Origin of the sequence: Clostridium sp. CX1, from assembly GCF_025398335.1 — a bacterium.
In the GTDB taxonomy this organism is placed as follows: Bacteria; Bacillota; Clostridia; order Clostridiales; family Clostridiaceae; genus Clostridium_AM; species Clostridium_AM tanneri.
Map to the genome: position 1 here is coordinate 182797 of NZ_JAODOO010000007.1, position 20726 is coordinate 203522.

Annotated in this window: 16 protein-coding genes and 2 pseudogenes; 1 reads left to right on the forward strand and 17 read right to left on the reverse strand. The window is 33.0% G+C overall.

All coding sequences use genetic code 11. The features are described 5' to 3' along the window. Window positions 1–69: 69 nt before the first annotated feature. The 14 genes and pseudogenes from gltA to N4T77_RS10230 form a co-directional block, all read right to left on the reverse strand. Window positions 70–1455: an NADPH-dependent glutamate synthase gene (gltA, locus tag N4T77_RS10165; RefSeq protein WP_261671678.1), complete on the reverse strand. Its 1386-nt coding sequence runs from the start codon at window positions 1453–1455 to the stop codon at window positions 70–72. Continuing rightward, window positions 1455–2336, reverse strand: coding sequence for a sulfide/dihydroorotate dehydrogenase-like FAD/NAD-binding protein (locus N4T77_RS10170; protein ID WP_261671679.1), 882 nt, complete (start codon window positions 2334–2336; stop codon window positions 1455–1457). The genes gltA and N4T77_RS10170 overlap by 1 nt, the downstream gene beginning before the upstream one ends. 277 nt (window positions 2337–2613) lie before the next feature. After that, window positions 2614–3780, reverse strand: a complete 1167-nt coding sequence (locus N4T77_RS10175; RefSeq protein ID WP_261671680.1) for an iron-containing alcohol dehydrogenase — start codon at window positions 3778–3780, stop codon at window positions 2614–2616. A gap of 186 nt (window positions 3781–3966) precedes the next feature. Then, on the reverse strand, window positions 3967–5898 hold the full coding sequence (locus N4T77_RS10180; protein ID WP_261671681.1) for a sigma-54-dependent Fis family transcriptional regulator: 1932 nt from the start codon (window positions 5896–5898) through the stop codon (window positions 3967–3969). Between the two features lie 196 nt (window positions 5899–6094). Beyond that, window positions 6095–7489, reverse strand: coding sequence for an amino acid permease (locus tag N4T77_RS10185; RefSeq protein ID WP_261671682.1), 1395 nt, complete (start codon window positions 7487–7489; stop codon window positions 6095–6097). A 474-nt stretch (window positions 7490–7963) separates the two neighbouring features. Continuing rightward, window positions 7964–9331, reverse strand: a complete 1368-nt coding sequence (locus N4T77_RS10190) for a SpoVR family protein (RefSeq protein WP_261671683.1) — start codon at window positions 9329–9331, stop codon at window positions 7964–7966. A 16-nt stretch (window positions 9332–9347) separates the two neighbouring features. Continuing rightward, a complete protein-coding gene (yhbH, locus tag N4T77_RS10195) occupies window positions 9348–10568 on the reverse strand; it encodes a sporulation protein YhbH (protein ID WP_261671684.1) in 1221 nt (406 codons plus the stop codon). A gap of 4 nt (window positions 10569–10572) precedes the next feature. Beyond that, the gene (locus tag N4T77_RS10200; protein WP_261671685.1) at window positions 10573–12495 is read right to left on the reverse strand and encodes a PrkA family serine protein kinase; all 1923 of its coding nucleotides are present in this window, start codon (window positions 12493–12495) and stop codon (window positions 10573–10575) included. A gap of 793 nt (window positions 12496–13288) precedes the next feature. Continuing rightward, entirely contained in the window at window positions 13289–13627 is a 339-nt protein-coding gene (locus N4T77_RS10205; RefSeq protein WP_261671686.1) for a hypothetical protein, read from the reverse strand. 2 nt (window positions 13628–13629) lie between these two features. Then, window positions 13630–14571 (reverse strand): RHS repeat-associated core domain-containing protein, encoded by a 942-nt coding sequence (locus N4T77_RS10210; RefSeq protein WP_261671687.1) that lies wholly within the window; start codon window positions 14569–14571, stop codon window positions 13630–13632. 122 nt (window positions 14572–14693) lie between these two features. Further along, window positions 14694–14978 carry a hypothetical protein gene (locus N4T77_RS10215; RefSeq protein ID WP_261671688.1) on the reverse strand — a complete coding sequence of 95 codons (285 nt, stop codon included), beginning with the start codon at window positions 14976–14978 and terminating at the stop codon, window positions 14694–14696. 299 nt (window positions 14979–15277) lie between these two features. Then, window positions 15278–15778, reverse strand: coding sequence for a hypothetical protein (locus N4T77_RS10220; RefSeq protein ID WP_261671689.1), 501 nt, complete (start codon window positions 15776–15778; stop codon window positions 15278–15280). Window positions 15779–15800: 22 nt separating this feature from the next. Beyond that, window positions 15801–17792: an RHS repeat-associated core domain-containing protein gene (locus N4T77_RS10225; RefSeq protein WP_261671690.1), complete on the reverse strand. Its 1992-nt coding sequence runs from the start codon at window positions 17790–17792 to the stop codon at window positions 15801–15803. Between the two features lie 76 nt (window positions 17793–17868). Beyond that, window positions 17869–18093, reverse strand: a pseudogene (locus tag N4T77_RS10230) (transposase domain-containing protein); the annotation flags it as partial. An 85-nt stretch (window positions 18094–18178) separates the two neighbouring features. Here N4T77_RS10230 and N4T77_RS20285 point away from each other — a divergent pair. Next, on the forward strand, window positions 18179–18343 hold the full coding sequence (locus tag N4T77_RS20285) for a transposase domain-containing protein (protein WP_396125111.1): 165 nt from the start codon (window positions 18179–18181) through the stop codon (window positions 18341–18343). Window positions 18344–18975: 632 nt separating this feature from the next. Here N4T77_RS20285 and N4T77_RS10235 read toward each other — a convergent pair. From N4T77_RS10235 to N4T77_RS10245, 3 genes and pseudogenes are all read right to left on the reverse strand, one after another. Next, window positions 18976–19383 carry a hypothetical protein gene (locus N4T77_RS10235; protein ID WP_261671691.1) on the reverse strand — a complete coding sequence of 136 codons (408 nt, stop codon included), beginning with the start codon at window positions 19381–19383 and terminating at the stop codon, window positions 18976–18978. Between the two features lie 4 nt (window positions 19384–19387). Further along, window positions 19388–19999 (reverse strand): DUF4291 domain-containing protein, encoded by a 612-nt coding sequence (locus N4T77_RS10240; protein WP_261671692.1) that lies wholly within the window; start codon window positions 19997–19999, stop codon window positions 19388–19390. Between the two features lie 72 nt (window positions 20000–20071). Next, window positions 20072–20726: pseudogene (locus tag N4T77_RS10245) on the reverse strand (hypothetical protein); the annotation flags it as partial.

The window sequence follows — 20726 nt, forward strand, 5'->3', positions numbered from 1 at the left end:
TTTACCCTAATGCAGTGTATCTAAAGAATGGTATATTGTTATATAAGTTAAGTATTTACCTGAGATAACCTACTTTTGGCTTAAGAACTCGTCAATAGCCTTAGCAGCCTTCTTTCCAGCTCCCATAGCTAATATTACTGTAGCAGCTCCAGTTACAGCATCTCCACCAGCATATACTGCTTCTCTTGAAGTTAAACCAGTTTCCTCCTGTGCTACTATACACTTATGCTTGTTTATTTCTAATCCTTTTGTAGTTGATGATATTAATGGGTTTGGTGATGTTCCAAGGGACATGATAACTGTATCTACGTCCATTACAAACTCTGAACCTTCTACTACTACAGGCTTTCTTCTTCCTGAAGCATCTGGCTCACCAAGCTCCATCTTTACACATTTCATTCCTTTAACCCAGCCATTTTCATCTCCTAAGATTTCAGTTGGGTTTGTAAGTACATCCATTATTACGCCTTCTTCTTTTGCATGATGTACTTCTTCAACTCTAGCTGGAAGTTCTGATTCTGATCTTCTGTATACTATATGAACTTCAGCTCCAAGTCTTAAAGCTGTTCTAGCTGCGTCCATAGCAACGTTTCCGCCTCCAACTACTGCTACCTTTGTGCCAACCTTTATAGGTGTATCGAAATCCTCCTTAAAGGCTTTCATTAGGTTGTTTCTTGTTAAGAACTCATTAGCTGAGAATACTCCATTTAAGTTTTCTCCTGGTATTCCCATAAACTTAGGGAGTCCGGCTCCTGATCCTATAAATATAGCGTCAAAATTCTCTTCTTCCATTAACTGATCTATTGTAACGGTTCTTCCTATTATTACGTTAGTTTCTATTTTAACGCCAAGCTTTTTAACATTTTCAACTTCATGTTTAACTACTTTATCCTTTGGAAGTCTAAACTCTGGTATTCCATAAACTAAAACTCCGCCTGCTTCATGTAATGCTTCGAATATAGTTACATCATAACCAAGCTTAGCTAAGTCTCCTGCACAAGTTAACCCCGCAGGACCACTTCCTATAACGGCAACTTTCTTTCCATTGCTTGGCTTTCTTTCTGATAAATCCACATTATTCTCTCTTGACCAGTCAGCTACAAATCTTTCAAGCTTACCTATAGCTACTGCTTCACCTTTTATTCCAAGTACACATACACCTTCGCATTGGCTTTCTTGCGGACATACTCTTCCACATACTGCTGGAAGTGCACTAGATTTAGCTATAATCTTAGCAGCCTCTTCAAAGTTTCCTTCTTTAACCTGCTGTATAAATTCTGGTATGTGTATGGATACAGGACAGTCACCTACACATTTAGGATTTTTACAATTTAAGCATCTTGAAGCTTCTTGTAATGCTTCTTCCTTTGTATATCCTAAACAAACCTCTTCAAAGTTAGTTGCTCTTACCTTTGCATCTTGTTCTTGTATTGGTATTCTCTTCATTCTATCCATTATTTATTTCCTCCCATACAATTACAACTATGTCCTTCTTTCTTTTCTTCTGCAACAAGCTTTCTTCCTTCCTCGCTCTTATAAAGAGATTGTCTTCTCATTGCTTCCTCAAAATTCACTAGATGTCCGTCAAATTCAGGACCATCAACACAGGTAAATTTAGTTTTGTCTCCTACTGTAACTCTACAAGCTCCGCACATACCTGTGCCATCTACCATTAGCGTATTTAAGCTAACTATTGTTTTAAGATTATATTCTTTTGTAAGCTTAGCTACAAATTTCATCATTATCATAGGTCCTATTGCAATTACTTCGTCATAATTGTTTCCAGCATCTATAAGTTCTTTTAGAAGACCAGTTACAAGCCCCTTGTATCCAGCAGAACCATCGTCAGTACTAATATGAATCTTAGCACCTAACTTTTCCATTTCATCAATAAGAAGTAGATAGTCCTTTGTCTTTCCGCCTACAATAACTTCTACATCTACTGATTTTTCTCTAAGCCACTTAACCTGTGGATATACTGGAGCAGCACCAACTCCACCTGCAACAAAGATTATCTTTTTCTTCTTTAATTCCCCTAAATCTTCGTGAATAAATTCGGAAGGTTGTCCAAGTGGTCCCGCAAAATCTGCAAAATAATCACCTTCATCTAGCTTAGCCATTTTATTTGTCGAACTACCTACTGTTTGGAATACTATAGTAACTGTACCTTTCTTATCATCATAATCGCAAATTGTAAGAGGAACTCTTTCCCCTTTGTCGTCCAACTTTACTATGATGAATTGTCCTGGTTTTGCTGCTTTAGCAACTCTTGGCGCCTCTACATCCATAAGATAAATGTTTGGAGCCACTTCTCTTTTCTCAACGATCTTATACATTTCAATCCCCCTATAAATTTATTTTTCTATCAAAGTCTAGTATTAATCCTTAGGTCTTTTACAGCTGAAAGATATAATACTAATTTCTAGTGTATATAAATGCATTTAAATATTATACCATTATTTACAATAATACCAAAACTTCTACAATAATAAAAGTATATTTAAATAATATTGTTTAAAAATTAAAACTCAAAGATGATTCATAAAACTGAATCACCTTCGAGATTTTATTATCCTGAGATGAGAAAGTAAATTTTTATGTTATGTTGAAAGTTTAGAATGTAACCTTTTCACCTGTAAAGGAACATTCAAATACCTTCTTCATTTCTTCAGCAGTTATTGTTCTTGGGTTTGATCCTGTACATGCATCTTCTATTGCGTTTTCTGCGATGAAATCTATATTTGCTTTAAAGTCTTCTTCAGTTACACCGTATTCCTTTAATGTTAGAGGAATATCCATCTTCTTATTCATATCTTGTATCATATCTATTAATGCATCTACTAATTCTTCTTCAGTAGTACCAGCTAACCCTAAAGTTTTAGCTATTGCAGCATATCTATCTCCGCAAGCTTTGCTATTAAACTGGATTACATATGGAAGAAATATTGCATTAGCACATCCGTGTGGTATGTGGAACACTGCCCCAGTCTTATGTGCCATGCTGTGAGTAATTCCAAGTAACGCATTTGAGAAAGCCATTCCTGCTAAACATTGAGCTATATGCATTTCATTTCTAGAATTCTTATCACTTTCATAGGATTTTAATAAATTCTCTTTAACCATTACTATTGCTTGCATTGCAAGTGGGTCTGAGAAGTGAGATCTTGCACTTGCTACATAAGCTTCTATTGCATGAGTCAAAGCATCCATTCCAGTATGAGCTGTTAATTTCGCTGGCATTGTTTGAGCTAAAGCTGGATCTATTATAGCTACATCTGGAGTTAAGTTAAAATCAGCTAAAGGATATTTTATCTTAGCTTTATAGTCAGTGATTACTGAGAAAGCTGTAACTTCTGTAGCAGTACCGCTTGTTGAAGGGATAGCTGCGAATCTAGCCTTTTGTCTTAATTCTGGTAATCCAAAAGGAACTACAGCCTGTTCAAAAGTGAACTCTGGGTATTCATAGAATATCCACATTGCCTTAGCTGCATCTATTGGTGAACCTCCGCCTATTGATACTATCCAATCTGGTTCAAACTCTCTCATAAGCTTTGCGCCATTCATAACAGTTTCTACAGATGGATCTGGTTCTACTCCCTCTATTAATTTAACTTCCATTCCCGCTTCTTTTAAATAGCTTTCTACCTTATCAAGGAAGCCAAACTTCTTCATTGAACCTCCGCCAACGACTACTACAGCTCTTTTACCCTTTAATTCTTTTAATACTTCTAAAGTGTTTTCTCCAAAGTAAATATCTCTTGGTAATGTAAATCTTGCCATATTTATTCCCCCTAATATCAAATCAATTTATTACTCACCATATTATATAGCAAAATTCATGCCAAAATTTAGAGCCGCTATTTTAAATGTTATTCATTTAACAAAATCTCAAAATGAGATTAATGTTAATCTCATTTTGAGATTTTTAGTTATTTTATTAACAAATTGAGATACATAATATTCCATTTAAACTTTAATACCGTATTTTTTTACCTTCCTATATATTGTAGCCCTACTAATGCTAAGTACTTGTGCAGCTCTTAGAAGGTCTCCTCCATTCTGTTTAATTGCCTTTTCTATGCTCTCCCTTTCAAGTTCCTCTATAGTTAACATTTTATCATTATTATTATCTTCTAGTTTATTTTCCTTTTTATTTACTATATAATCATGAAGGTATTCCTCTGTTATACTATTACCTTCACAAAGATAGTAAGAACGCTCTACTATATTCCTTAGTTCTCTTACATTCCCCGGCCAATTATAGCTTTTAATTATGTCTAAATAACTATTTTCCAAAACTTTGAATAGGCTTGGGTTCTCACTGTTCAATTTATTTACAAAATAACAGGCCAAAGCCTCTATATCTTCAATTCTCTCCTTTAAAGGTATAGTTTTTACACTCATTACATTTAGTCTATAGTATAAATCTTCCCTAAAATTTTTATTGTTTATTTCATCGAGGAGGTTTCTATTTGTAGCAGCAATAACTCTAACGTTCAATACTTTTTCGTAAGTTCCACCAACTCTGGTTATTTTATTGTTGTCCAGCACTCTTAAAAGTTTAGATTGCATATCCAGTGGTAACTCCCCGATTTCATCTAAGAATATAGTTCCACCATTTGCAAGCTCAAATTTCCCTGGATGTCCATCTTTTGATGCACCAGTAAATGCCCCTTTTTCATATCCAAAAAGCTCACTTTCAATAAGCTCCTTTGGAAGTGATGCACAGTTTAACGCTACAAAAGGTCCACCACCTCTATTGCTGTAATTGTGTATAGCCTGTGCAAAAAGTTCCTTACCAGTACCGCTTGGTCCTTCAATCAGAACATTACAGCTGGTTAATGCCGCTTTTTTTGCAAATTGAATAGTCTGCTTCATTTTTTCATTTTCAGTTATTATATTTTCAAACTTATAGGTTGCATTAAATCCTGCCATAGTATTTACTACCTTATGAATAAAATCTTCGTCCTTAAAGGTTATAACTGTTCCATGTAACCTGTCATTTATCATAACAGGAAAAGCATTTAAACTGCATCTTATTCTTTTATTTTTGATAAAGAAGCTAGAATTAGAGCTGTGGTAACCTTTTTCAACCTTTAATTTTTTCTTAATAGTTTCTATATCTTTGAGAAACTCCCTAATATTTATATTTATAAGTTTTTCTTCCGAAATGTCTAACATCTTAGAAGCCATTCTATTAATCCTTCTAATATTTAAATCTTCATCTAATAAAATCATTCCTTCAGACATTGACGCAAAAATTACATTTAAAAGCTTATTAGATTTAATTAAAGCAAATTGCTTTTCTATTGAATAGGCTCCAGAAACTACTATTCCTGTTGTATGAGAGTTGGCTTTAGAGTAATTTCCAGACATATTTAAGCATCCCACTATCTCTCCATCTTCATTATGAATAGTAGCTGCAGAGCAAGTGAGACAGTGATTTTTTACATAGTAATGTTCCGCTCCAATAACCTGGAGAGGCTTATCTAAATAAATCGAAGTCCCTATAGCATTTGTACCTATGGATTCCTCTGTCCAAAAAGCGCCTAGATGAAAATTTAACTCTTCAATCTTCATCATCTCTTGATCCCCTACCATATCGATAATGCAGCCTTCCCTATCAGTAAGTATTATTACAAATCCGGAACCTGATACTATATTATAGAGATTTTCCATTATTGGATGGGCTATTAGAATAAGTTCTTCATTTTCTTTAAGTTTAAAACTTAACTCTTCTTTTGAGGCCTTTCTTATTTCTGTTTCTAGATAGTTAACTCCATAATTTTTAGATCTTGTCCAAGAGTCCTTTATTATAAGACTTAATTCATTATTAAGTTGGTTATCCTTTACAAAATCTAACCAATGCTGTTTTACACTATTCATAATTTTCAACATATAGCCACCTCAGTTCGTAGTATCTTACTTTGTTCCATGACAACATTCTGTAGTCATCAGGTAGATTAAAGCGTCATTATATCATATTTTACAATTAAATGTAATAAAAAAAATAAAATGACTGTTTCAAGACTAAACTTAGTCTTGAAACAGCCCCTTATCTTTTATTTAATCCAGTTTCTATTATCCATACAACTTAACTAACTAGCTGTTTAGTAGCTTCTTTTTTACTTAATCCAGTTGCATACCAAGCAATAATTAAAATCAGTAACCATACAACTCCAACTACTGCTGGAATTCTTGTATCTGCACCTACAAGCATGGAAACAAATACGCCAACTAGGAATATCATAGTGATTATGCCTGAAGCTGGATAAAGTACTGTTTTAAACTTCAGCTTGCTAACCTGTTCAGGTGTAAGACTCTTTCTGAATTTAATCTGAGTGTAAACAATCATGAACCAAGCGAATAATCCAGCAAATGTTCCTACGCTTGTAACATAGGTAAATGCTTTACCAGGAGCTACATAGTTTATTATAACCCCGATTAACATAAATCCTACTGAAGTAAGGATTCCATTCTTAGGAACATTATTTTTATTAAGTTTTCCGAAAACCTTAGGAGCTTGTCCTTGAAGTGAAAGATTGTAAACCATACGTCCAGTTGTGAATATACCACTATTACAGGATGACAATGCTGCTGTCAGTACAACGAAGTTTATGATACCAGCTGCTGCAGCTATACCAAGTTTTGAGAATGTAAGAACGAAAGGACTTCCTGTTGTTCCTATGCTGTCCCAAGCATAAAGTGACATGATAACGAACAATGCACCGATGTAGAATATCATTACTCTCATGAAAACGCTATTTATAGCTTTTGGTATTACTTTATCAGGATTTTTTGCTTCTCCAGCAGTAACACCGATAAGTTCAACTCCTACGAAAGCAAAGGCAACCATAGTCAATGTTGATATAGGTCCCATGATTCCTTTAGGGAAGAAACCACCGTGAGCGGTCAAGTTTGAAATACCAGTTGCTACTCCATTATTTCCTAAACCAAACAGTATCATAGCTAACCCGATTGCTATCATGGCAATTATAGTAACAACTTTTATAAGTGCAAACCAGAATTCGATTTCTCCGAAGGCTGATGCTGCAGTTAAGTTTACAATAGTAAGTATGCAAACGGCAACCAATGCTGTTACCCACTGCGGTACGCTTGAAAACCAGAAGTTAATGTAAATACCTGCTGCTGTAACTTCTGCCATACAAGTTACAACCCACATTATCCAGTATGTCCAACCTGTTAAATATCCTGCAAGAGGACTTACATAATCGTTTGCATATGCACTGAAAGAACCTGCAACAGGGTGTTCAACAGCCATCTCACCAAGAGAACGCATAATAAAAAATATTATTATTCCTGCAACGGCATAGGTACACAATATAGCTGGACCTGCTGCTTGAATAGCTGTTGCTGATCCCAAGAATAGGCCAACTCCAATAGCTCCTCCTATTGCCATCATTTTAACATGTCTTTCTTCAAGGCCACGATGAAGTTCTTCATTTAAAGCTGTTTCTTTTTCACTCATTTTTTATCCCCCTTTAGTTTAAATCTCTGAAATTTCTCCGTAATTTCGCTTGAATGTTTTATCAAGTTTCATCCCAGTGTATTATTTTTTCACCTCTTTCTTCTGTGTCTCGTTGCAATTTTTAAAAGATTTAGAATTAATAAATTTATTATACTACTTTCATAAATTTTTCACAATCGTTTTCCTTTTCAGAATACTTTCTTTATGACACAAATACTTCAAATATAATCAATTTTCACATAATTTCTGCTCAATTTAATAAACTTAATATATTCATTAAATTTCTTAAATTTCTTAAGTTTATTAACCAATATACCTGCCTATAGCTTAAAAATTTAAGCCGCTATAAAACAACAATATACCTTAACCTTTGTTAAAATCAACAATAATTTTTTTGTAAAAATTGCATATTTATAACACTTTAAGGCGACGTAATTTAGAGTAATATCCCTAAATTGCATCGCCTTATATTTTCTATTCGTAAGTTATCTTCTTGTTTTCATCACATATAATTTTAGTAATCTTTTTATCTAAATTAGTATAAAGAACTACTCTGTGTTTCCATAAATCCACAATATGCTTGATAGTCTCTACTGCATACTGAAGCTGAAGTTCTCTGCCATCAAAAACATGTTCTAAAGTCAATGTTTTATCAAGCTTCGACATATCTACTACCCTTATATAAGGTATTGATCCCATGCCACAGGTACTGCTTAAGCTATTTCTAATTTCTTTCCATCCTTCTTCATCAGATATCTCCTCAATGACATAATTCTTATCTTTCTTTGCATACTGGAATAAATTAAGCTTTTCACATAGTTCCTTTGTAACATATCTCCTTAAGAAAGATTGATCTCTTTCTAAATATCTCACTTCAAATATTTTTTCTAATCCATACCTTTCTACCAAGTCTTTATAAATTTCAAAACCTAAGAAGTATGGATTTATACTTCCCTGCAGTGGAACAACTACATCATTATGTCTTTTCATAAATTCTATATAAAGCTTTTGTGGTAAATCCAGACTCTTCAAAATGTTGTAATGCCAATAACTAGCCCATCCTTCATTCATAACTTTGGTTTCTATTTGAGGAATAAAATATTTTGTCTCATCTCTTACTATTTCTATGACATTCTTCTGCCATTCGAAGAGATCTCCGTACTTAGAAATAAAACCTAATATATCTTCTACTGGCTCCTGCGGAACTTTTTCTACATCTGGTGCTTTTGGTTTTATCCTAGGAACTATTGGACTTTCGAAATACTCTATATTTCTATAGTCTTCCATCTTTTTCTTTCTTATTTTATCATCATCTAAATATAACGCGCCAATAGTTCTGTTGGTTTGGAATTTTAATGCGTGGGCTGCATTTAGCATTTTCTCTACTTCTACATAACCTATGCTGGGATCGTTTATATAGGATCTAATCATATCTGCATGATTCTTAAACATCTCTACAGTATACTTAGCATCTGTAGCCTGCCTAAACAATCTGTTGTTTTTGAAAAAATCATTGTGTCCATAAACATGGGCAATGGTTAGTATTTGAAGCAGCAACGTATTATCCTTCATAAGATAGGCAATACAAGGGTCCGAATTTATTACCATTTCGTAAGGTAATCCTGTAAGGTTATAATTATAGAGAGTTCTCAACTTTTCATAAGACTTTCCGAAACTCCAATGAGGGTACATTGAAGGCATACCTACATAAACCTCGTAGGCAAGCATATCATTATAATTTATAATTTCAAAATCTTGTGGATAGTAGTCAAGTCCTACCTCTTTTGCCTTTTCCTCTATAATATCATTCCAATATTCTAAATCTGCTATAGTGTACTCCAAAGCTTCACCCCCTCAGCTATTCAAGCTCATTTTTTATGTCTACTGTTAGCATATCCCTAAGTGCATCCCACATATCTTCCTTCTTTTTCATTGCCACAGATACAAAGTTATCTCTCTTCACTTCAGCGGCATATCTCTTCTTAATTGCACTGGTATAACCATAAGCCATAATCTCTGCGTAACCAAATAAATTACAGACATCACAAAGCTTATTCGCTGATTTTACCGCTCTGTCATTGTCTTCACTCCAGTTATCCCCATCGCTTACATGGAAAGAATATATATTCCATATTGCCGGATTATACTTTTCATTTATAATCTCCAATGCCTTATCATATCCACTGGATATATAGGTTCCTCCGGATTCTACCTTATGAAAAAACTCCTGCTCATTAACTACCTTAGCAGTGGTAGAGTGCGCTATGAAAACAACCTCTACACTAGAGTACTTCATTCTAACAAATTGGTATAGCATAAAAAAGAAAGATCTAGCTAAATACTTTTTGTTTTGGTCCATAGAAGCAGAGGTATCCATAATACACATAATTACTGCATTATACTCCCTCTTTTTTGTTGGCTTAACTCTGTAATACCTTAAGTCATCATCTTTAAAAGGAAATCTTCCTACAAGTGCATCACCGTCTAGTGAGTATTGATCTAGTAATTCCTCGTTTATCCCAGTATCATTAAGCCCTTCCCTAAGGGCCCTCTTCATACCCTGCTTTCTTTTAAGCTTTTCCACCACAGTTTTTTTCTTTGCAAGCCTAGGAGGTATACCTTTTTTTTGATAACCACATTTTTTCTTAGAGCCTTCCCAGACTATCTCAGAAAATTTCTTTTTAGTGAGGTTAGGCAAATTCAAGTCCTGAAATATATATTCCATAATGTCTTCAACAGTTATCTCTGTTTCATAAATGTCTTCTCCCTCTTCATTACCTGCTCCCTTATTTCCTTGTCCCTTAGCATCCTTCTCCTTGCCTATGACATCTCCTCTTTTTTCTGTTCCGTCCCCACTTCCAACACCAGGAACGTTTTTTCCATAGACAAATTGATACTCCTTAAGACCTCTTATTGGAATTTTTATCTTTTTATTTTTGGTCTGGCCTATTATACTTTCTTCTGATAAAATATCCACTAAATTTTTCTTTATAGAATCCTCTACTAATTCCTTATGCCTTCTTCTGTCTTCTGCCACTCTATCATGTCCTATTGGATTAAACTCCCTGAATACTGCCATACCATCAATCCTTCCATAGGTTATTAGCAGCATATTTCAAGATTACATCACAACAATGGTCACAATATCCATTCTTCTTCATTTCTTCTACCATTGAGCTATATTTTTTACTCTGCTCCTTATCTCTAACCTTAGACTTAGTTACTATACGAGACATTTCTCTTACAGAAGAAGTTATTTTCTTTTCTATAGCTTCTTTTAAAGGCTCATAAGAGCTATAATCTATCTTTCCACCCTTTCTAATCAAATAGAACATATAGGAAGTTACATCTGATCTAAAGCCTTTAGCAGACCCTTCTGATATTCCTATTTGTTCCTCAATAGAACGCATGAATTTTTCATCTGGATCTAATTGTTCACCAGTAGATCTATCTTTAATTTTTGATTTATTTACATAAGCCTCTGCATGATCTAGATAATTATTAAATAAATCATCTGCCTGTTCTTTAAAGCTTTGTATAAATGCCTTTGTTATTTCCTTTTCAAGAACCTTGTTGTATTCTTTTCTAATTGTATCTTGAATAAGTCCAAGATATTTCTTTCTTATATCATCAGCAGTATCTAAATCTTTTACTGACTTCATAATACTTTCCATTACACTAAGAGGATTAATACAATTATGCTCTGAATCAGAAAGAGCATTATCTATAGCCTTAATTATAAACCTTGTGGAAATACCATCCATACCTTCTCTAAGTCCTGCTTCTTCTTTAAGCTCTGTAAGGTCTACTCTCTTTGTAGTTCCCTTTTCAACTATTTCCTCTCCATTATAAATCTTAAGCTTAGTTAAAAGGTCTACTTTGTTTGATGGCATTAATCTAGTTAGTATAGCAAACATGGAAGCTACTTCAATGGTATGAGGGGCTATATGAGCTTTAAAGTTGCTCTTATTTAGGATTTTTTCATATATCTTTTTCTCTTCATTCAATTCCATACAGTATGGAACTTCAACTTTTACAATTCTATCTAGTATTGCTTCGTTAGTATGATCTGACTTAAACTTATTCCACTCCGCCTCGTTAGAATGTGCCACTATGACTCCATCGAAGTATATCATAGAGCCTTTTCCTGGTGATGGTATAGATTTTTCCTGAGTTGCAGTTATAATAGTATGAAGATATTCCACATCATTTTTAAATACTTCTATAAACTCAACCATTCCTCTATTTCCCACATCAAAAGCACCATTCAATGAAAAGATACGTGGGTCGTCCTCTGGATACAAGTCCATCTTAGATATGTCTACAGAACCGATAAGAACTGAAGTATCCTGATTATTTGGATCAACTGGAGGAACTACACCTATTCCCTTTCTTGACCTTATAGAAAAACCGGTCTTAACTACTGGGAACTTTTCATATTCTCCTTTAAACTCTTCCTTCAATCTATGTCTGCATACTGGACATAAATCTCCTTCTATTTTTATTCCTAGGGTTTCTTCGAATTGTTTTCTGAGGTGTTTTGGAACTAAGTGAAGTGGTTCTTCTCTCATAGGGCAGCCTTTTAATGCGTAAACTGGTTCTGCTGCTTCAAGGGCTTTTTTAAGAGACTCAACTATGGATGATTTTCCAGAACCTACAGGACCTACAAGATAAAGTACCTGTCTAGATTCTTCTCCCTGCATAGCTGCTGAATAGAAATAGCTGACTAACTTCATTAAGGTTTTTTCTATTCCAAAGAAATCATTTTTAAAAAAGTTGTAACTCTTAATAGTTTCATTTCCATATATTTTTCTTACTCTTAGATTTTCTTCCGGCTTTAATATTTCCATACCAGGTTCTGTTAGTATATTATACATCCTTTTATGTGCAAGCTGTGATATTTCAGGATTTTCCTTTACTATTTCCAAATAATCTAAAAAGGTTCCTTGGAAATCATCTTTTTGTCTTTTTTCTCTATCCTTCTCTATTAACTCTTTAAAATTCATTTCTCAACCTCCATTAAAAGTGATTACAAAAGAAAGGAACAATTGTTACTGACATATCTTGAAGGATATATCTTTGTAGTATTTATATTATTCATTGAAGAATTTTAGAACACCCTTAAGTTTCAGTGAAATTGAAATATGATATAATGAATAAAAATGTATATAGAGGTGACCAGCCTTATATAAGAATAGTTTTAATTAGTTCAAAAAGGAAAAGAACTAGCATAGTTAATATACTAGTTCTTAAATATTATAATATGAGTAAAAAAGATACATAAATAGTATTTGCAAATTTTTTAATATTATACTGACTTATACTAATTTCTATTTACCTTTCCAATTCGCTTTCAAATCTTTTATATAAAGCTAATATAGTTAGAACCTGTTAACTATTATAACACTATATAATATAATTATAACTTAATATTAGTTCTACAAGAATTAACTCTAATATCAACTTCAATTACTCTTTCGTTAGTGTTAAGTTAAAGTGGGCAGCATAATATTTTATAAAAAATTATGTCATAAAACTAAGCAATATCAATATTTGCAAAGAATAAGCAGTAATTAAAACTATGTTTGCCCGCAAAAATTTTACGCTATCAAATCTGTTACTTCCTTGTTATTACTTTGTTATTCAAATACAAACTAAAAGACCACCAACCCTTGCTGTTGCTTAGGTTAATGGCTATGAGATCAGACCCCATGGCAGAAAACTGGAAACAGTTTTCTGCTTGTTATGGAATCAGATTTCACGAGAAAAACTAGAAACAGCTTTCTGCTTGCTATTGTTCTATTTTTTTCTACTCTGTAACCAAGGGACTATTTTCTTTATCATTAGATTACATGAAACAAATAATAGAATTATCCCTCCTAAAATCACATAAGAATTCTCTAAATACACGCCTAAAAGCATAACTATTAATGGCGACAACATAATTAATACTATAGTCATACCTAAATATTTTTTCGTTTTGTAAGCCACAATAATAAAATACAATACTAAAATTATAAATGCACACACTCCAACAACCAAGTTTCCATTTTTGCCATAATGATTAGTAATCCATCTACTCAATATTATACCAAATAGTGCTCCACTTGCACCTATTGACTTCATTTTATTTTTCAAGATTATTTTCCTCCATAGTGATGATCCTTTATAATACTTCCAAATTTATCTATAGCAACCCCAACTACAACACTTCCAATAAAAACAGGAATTACAGTCGCACTAGCAGACATGCCCATAGCTATTAATCCACCTTCTATTGCTGTCCCTACTGCTGATCCTAAACGTAAACCTAAGAAAACACCTCCTGCGTCAACACCTAAACTAAAATACTCTTTCCTATACATATCTCCAATTATATCCGTCCCAGCAAATATTGCTGTTCCTGTATATTGAGCTGAATGGCTTATAATACTACCACCTAATGTAGTTGGTTTTCTTATTGAACTACTTAATCCCATTGTTCCATAAGACTTCCAGCCACTAATAGATTTTTTTACAAGCCTATTAGCTCCATATTCTGCAGACTTATCAATTGCTCCTGAAGCAGTATTTTTGTGAGCAGGTGAAGATGATAACTTATTAGATATATCTGATATGATTTTTTTCCCTACAACTTTAGCTTCTGCCACAACTTTTCCAGCATATGCCTTTACTTCTGCCACAACATTTGTTGCATAATCATAAACCTCTTTAGCAAAATCACGAGCACCTTGAATCGCATTTTCCAATAATCTTGGCAAATACCCATTTGGGTCAACCATATTTACAGGATTATTCATTGAGTATGCAAACACATTATGGGATAGCAATAATCCAGTAACTCCAACTAATGCATCTGCATTTAAATATCTGCACCACTCTGGGTTATAATATCTTGAGTTCAAGTAATATAATTGGGTTTCACTATCATATCTGTAGCCGCGATATCTGTAAGAATTCTTATACCCAACATGAGATTTATCATTAGTTATATCTATTCCACTTTCATTTTTTATACTAATAAGCCTGCCCCAGGTGTCATAAATATAGCTTACTACCTGTTTTGCATTCTTATCAAACAAACCAATAATATCTCCTTATCCATTCCTTATATAGTAATAATGACCACTTAAGTTCATACTTAAATGGTCATTATTACTATCATAAGTATAGTATACCCTGTCAATTCCGTTATCCCCAAGAATTACCTTATTCCCAATGAGGTAATATCTTGTAACAACTTATAGTAGTAGATAATTTCTTTTCTGTCTACATAAATTCTTGTTATATTACCATTCTCATCACGACTATAATCTACTCGATTTAGTTCATTTTGTATAGATCTTAGTCTATTTGTTGTTGAACTTATTTTATTGCCACCTTCATAACCATAATGTGTTTCGAATTCTTTACACCCTATTCTTATTTTCTTTCTGACTACCTTTCCAATACTGTCATACTCATACTTTACTCTGCTTCCATGATACATTTTAAGTATTTCAGCATCTGTTAGTTCCCTAGGTGATTAGCTGAATTTTTTTATCAGTCCCTTTAGTGTGTAATCTCCACTTATATTGCTTCCTACTGCTGTTTTTACACCTGTAAAATCTGTTATTTCCTTGTTATATACTTTATTATTCAAATACAAATTAAAAGACCATCAACCCTTGCTATTGCTTAGGTTGATGGCTATGCATTCAAACCTCATGGCAGAAAGCTGAAAATAGTTTTCTTCTTGCTACAAATCCTTTTAATTCACCAACTTCAAAATATTCACTATAATAAATACTATTCTACCTTTTTTATAGATATTTTTCTAAAAGAAACTAAAATTGTTGCTCCTGATGCAAATAAAATTTCATGTGACAAAGTTTCTTCATCTACTTCATTAAATTCGTTATATCCATAAATATCAAATCCATCATAATATTTTTTTGTCTTTCCTGGACGTACATATGGTTCTGATGTATATTTTACATCTATGTCCTTTATTCCATGATATATTATATTCCAACTTTTTTCAGTATCTGTTATTGTTAGTATAACCTTAACTGGATTTCTATATCCAGGGGTTTCGTGAATTATTTGTAAGTCTGTAAGATAATAATCATGAAATCCATACTCTTTCATAAATATCTGCAAAAATCTTTTAGGTAACTTATATTTTAGCTTCTCAAATCTTTCACCATATTCTTTTGAGTTTTTTGTCCATTGTTTTTTAGCATCTTCACGCTCTTCATCTGAATCACTATTTAGTTTTCTCCAAAGTTCACTTGTATAATATTTCATTTCAACACTCCTTTCTAGTAATTCACGGAGTAATCACATTGACTGGTATTGTCCACCATAACGGCGGTGCAAGTGATGGTATCATTCTAATCGAACGATATATTAAATAAGAACCTCCACTTATAACTAATGTTTTTGCTACAATATTTTTAGACGCATTTGTATCCCAATCCCAATTTCCCTTTTCTTTTAAAAGCTTTCTTACTTTTTTAGGAGGATCAGGCAACCCGTAAGGGTTTTGTTTTTTTCTTCTTCCACCTTTAATATCTTGTTGATATTCTCTACCTTCTCCTCTCAAGTGAACATGTTCTCTTTCTCTTGTCGATTCATCAGCCTCATCATGTCGATACTCCCAATCTTTATGCCCCAATGGCTTCCAAGAGGAAAATGCAAAATTATTTATTGCACTACTCACTACATTTTTAACTGTTTCTTTTACTTCTACTGCAACATCTGTTACATAATTATAAGTCCTCTCAGCAAAATTACGAGCACCTTGTATTGCATTCTCCAACAACCTTGGTAAATATCCATTTGGATCAACCATATTTACAGGATTATTCATTGAGTATACAAATACATTATGGGATAGCAATAATCCAGTAATTCCAACTAACGCATCTGCATTTAAATATCTGCCCCACTCTGGGTTATAATATCTTGAATTCAAGTAATATACTTCAGTTTCACCGTCATATCTGTAGCCACGATATCTGTAAGAATTCTTATATCCAACATGAGATTTATCATTAGTTATATCTATTCCACTTTCATTTTTTATACTAATAAGCCTGCCCCAGGTGCCGTAAACATAGCTTACTACCTGTTTTGCATTCTTATCAAATAAACCAATAATATCTCCTTGACCGTTCCTTATATAGTAATACTCCTCACCATTTAAATTCATACTTAAAAGGTCATCATTACTATCATAAGTATAGTATATCCTGTCAATACCGTTATCCTCAAGGACCACCTTATTCCCAATAAGGTAATATCTTGTAACAACTCCATCTACATTCTTTTCTGTTCTAATTCCTGCGTCATTATATCTAAAACTTATATTCTGCCCATTACCAACTATGGATTTTAGCTGTCTTCCTTCCTCCCAAGTATAACTATAGTTATTATAAGTTAAAGGATTCCCTGCGTTATCATGAGTTATTTCCTTTCCATTATAATGTGTCAGTTTATCTTTCCATATAAGATCATACTGATAGCTTCCTGTAGTTACTGATGTTCCTCCAGATAAAGGTGTTTCAATTCTTTCTGCTATATTTCCTCCTGCATCATAGCTGTAATCTATAATCTTTTGAGTTATTCCATTTATTTCTTTTACTAATTCATTTAGCTCATTATATCGGTATTCTATAACTTTTCCGTTATCAATAATTTTAGTTATATTTCCGTTATCGTCATGACTGTAATTTATTGGATTCAATTCATTTTGTACAGAACTTAGCCTATTTGTTGTTGAACTTATTTTATTGCCACCCTCATAGCCATACTGTGTTTCAAATTCCTTAAGCCCTATTCTTATTTTCTTTCTAACTACTCTTCCAATACTGTCATACTCATACTTTACTCTGCTTCCATGATACATTTTTAGTATTTCAGCATCCATTAGTTCTCTAGGTGAGTAGCTGAATTTTTTTATCAGTCCTTTTAGTGCGTAATCTCCACCTATATTGCTTCCTACTGCTGTCTTTACTCCTGTAAAGTCTCTAAAATCTATTACTTCCTTATTATATACTTTATTATTCAAATACAAGCTGCATTTTAAAGTAGTTCCATTAAAAATCCAAGATACTGCTACAAAATACCACTGACCTGGGATTAATTCTTCATCTACAGTTATTACATTAGTAAAGTTATTACTGTTGTTTATTACTGCAAGGTTCAATTTATTTTTCTCATCTACATATACATTAAATAAGTTTCTGTTTGTTCCTTCATTTGCAATTATTAATCTTGAGCCTGTTCCGCCTATTCCTATATTTGCCCAAGCTGTCATTGTTCGTAAGCGATAAATTACCTAGTGTAGGGCTAAATAGAAACGGCCATCCGATAAGGTGGCAGTACTTTTCGATTTAATTATTCTTTTTACAGGAATCCTGTGCCCATGAATCCCAAGGCAGGAATTCCTCTAAGAATTCTGGATTTGCTTCGAACTGAACCCCTGGAAGTTGTTCAAACAAAAACTTAAGGTAAATATACGGGTTCAAGCCGTTGGCCTTTGAAGTCTCAATTATACTGTAGACTGTTGCACTTGCGCTAGCTCCTTTTGGACTTCCATTGAAGAGCCAGTTCTTACGATTATGTGCTTAAGCACATAATCGTAAGAACTTCCTTTTTGCCAATACTGCTAAAGGAGCCACTTCTAGTGCTAATATTTATAGCATTGTTGAAACTGCCAAGGCTAATAAACTAGTTGTAGAAAGATACCTAGTTTATTTATTTGATAATCTATTAAAGATAGATCTATCTGATAGCGAAAGCTTAGAGAACCTTATGCCTTGGTCTAATAAGATTCCTGAAAATATGAAAATTAAAGATAGGAAATAAATTAATCCTAGTAAAGCATATTTTTGCCTTACTAGGATATTTTAATGATATTTCTGAAATTATTAAAGGTGCTAAAACTTTGACGCTTACCTTTAATCTAACATCTAGGGTTTTTGTAGTTAAGAAATTGATTTCTGAGAAGTCTTTACATACATTAGTTGCACAACTGTAGTAATTATGACTTCCTAAAATAATAGCATTAGGGTGTAATCTCAGCCGCCTTCACCGAGCTTATAACGGTTCCTCTCTTATTAAACAAACCGCTATTCGGAGTATTAGAGAAAGCCCTTCGGGACGTTACTCCCTCATTTGACTTTTCAGATTATTAGTTCTCCTAAATATTAAATTTAGTGTCTAACCTTTTCAGTTAGGAACGTGTCGCACCTGAATCATTGTATTTAAAGAAGACACTAATATTATTACCCATAACTTTAGTCTCCCAAGGTTTATCATAAAAACATCTTACTGACCTGTCAGTGTATGTTGAAAGTAAAAGACCACCAATCCTTGCTGTTACTTAGATTGATGGCTATGGTGTTAGAACCCTTATCAGAAAACTAAAAACAAGTTTCTGCTTACTAAAAATCATAAATAAAAGTTAAAATTTCTACAAAACACATTGTATTATACATCTATAATTTTATAATGTCTCTTAAATGATATTTCAAAGCTTGAGCCTCCCAGTACAAATTGGATTGAATTCTATCTTCAATTAAATATTTTAATCCTTCTTTAGATTTAATTTTTCCAAGAGCTATAAGAATATGACAAGCAATACTATCTAATTCATCTTCTTGAATTTTTAATAAATCACTTTCTATCATCTTAAGTAGTTCAATATCAAAATTAGAAATCCAATAACAAGCTTCCATTCTTGCATCATTTGAATAATCATCAGAGGCTATTTCGATTAATATTTTCAATAGCTCTTCATTACTAAGATTAATATTAAAAAACTCATTTACCTCTTTTGCTCCATGTACTGAATTTATTAATAATTCTCTAATTTTATCTTTATTATAAATAATAACAACCTCCATTCTATTACATACCTATAATTCTTTTTACATAATCATTAATCTGATATTCAGTTTCTTTTGGTAGTAAACTTTTATCAAAGTTAATGTTATTAATTTCCATTTTCAACTTATATACTTCATTAGTTATGTCAGCTATCTTTACAATCCATTGATTAACGTATCTCTTTGCCATCGAACCCTTAATTCCCAGCTGAATTGCCTTCCTTGCCATACGGTTTCCATGTAAGTCCCTATCAGGATCCCACTGGCACCTTACTTCTGAAAATTGCAACTTATTCTTCCACTGCTCATATGATGAATAAACACAATCATTATATGTTGATAGAACAGCGTTTGAAAGGATGTATTCAAAACCATCTCTTAAAATATCAATTGCCAAAATTCTTTCCTGATTTACTTTTGTTGCCCACCCTGACCTATACATCATCCATAAAAATGATGGTTTTATCCACGTCATTCTTTCCATATTAAAGACAGGACCAAATTTTCCTAGATTTAGTGCCTCATCTGCAATCTTATTGTTATATGCTTGATAAATCCTAATAGTTTTTTTGTTGTAAAGAGCAAATATTTTTTTATCTTTACATAACGTGTCTATAGTATAAATTTTATCCATTCTATTTAATCTCCATTATTTAATATTATACTCAGATAAAGTTAAAAATACTTAACTTTATCTAAATAATTATTATTTTACTATTCTAACATTTATAATACTTTCATTAAACAATTCTATCTGTTGAGGAGTTATTCCGTAATTTCTTAATTGCCCGCCTTCTGGCAATCCTTCATAGTGATATTTAACTTGCGGCATCCCCCTAGAACCCTGCTGTGGAATAGCAGTTTGTTGTATATTTCTATAATAGTTTGGGTTCATTTCAAATTCAATAATTCTTTCTTCTGTAGATATTGCACTCTTATTAGTGAAGTTTCTCACTTTATCTAGACTTTCTGATAACCATTTTGTCGGTTCCTTTCCTTTGATAGCTGGTTGAAGTTTCATTTGTTTTAGTGTTTTTCCTGATTCATCCAAACTCATTTTTCTATAAAGTCTAGGATTTCCCCTAAAACTATTAACTACTTTACTAACGATTTTTTGCCCTATATTTTTAATGTTATTTACTAATCTTTGATTTGTTTGTTGAATTTGTACTACTTTTGTTAGTACAAGTCCAGTGACTAATGCATAAGCCTTATTTAAAAAGCTTCTAATGCCCCAATTTCCTGATGTATCTTCGCAATTTATTGGATTATTACCACAATATATAAATAGGTTATGTGATAACAAGTCACCTACAGCTCCAACTAGTGCATCAGCATTCAGGTATCTACCCCACTCTGGG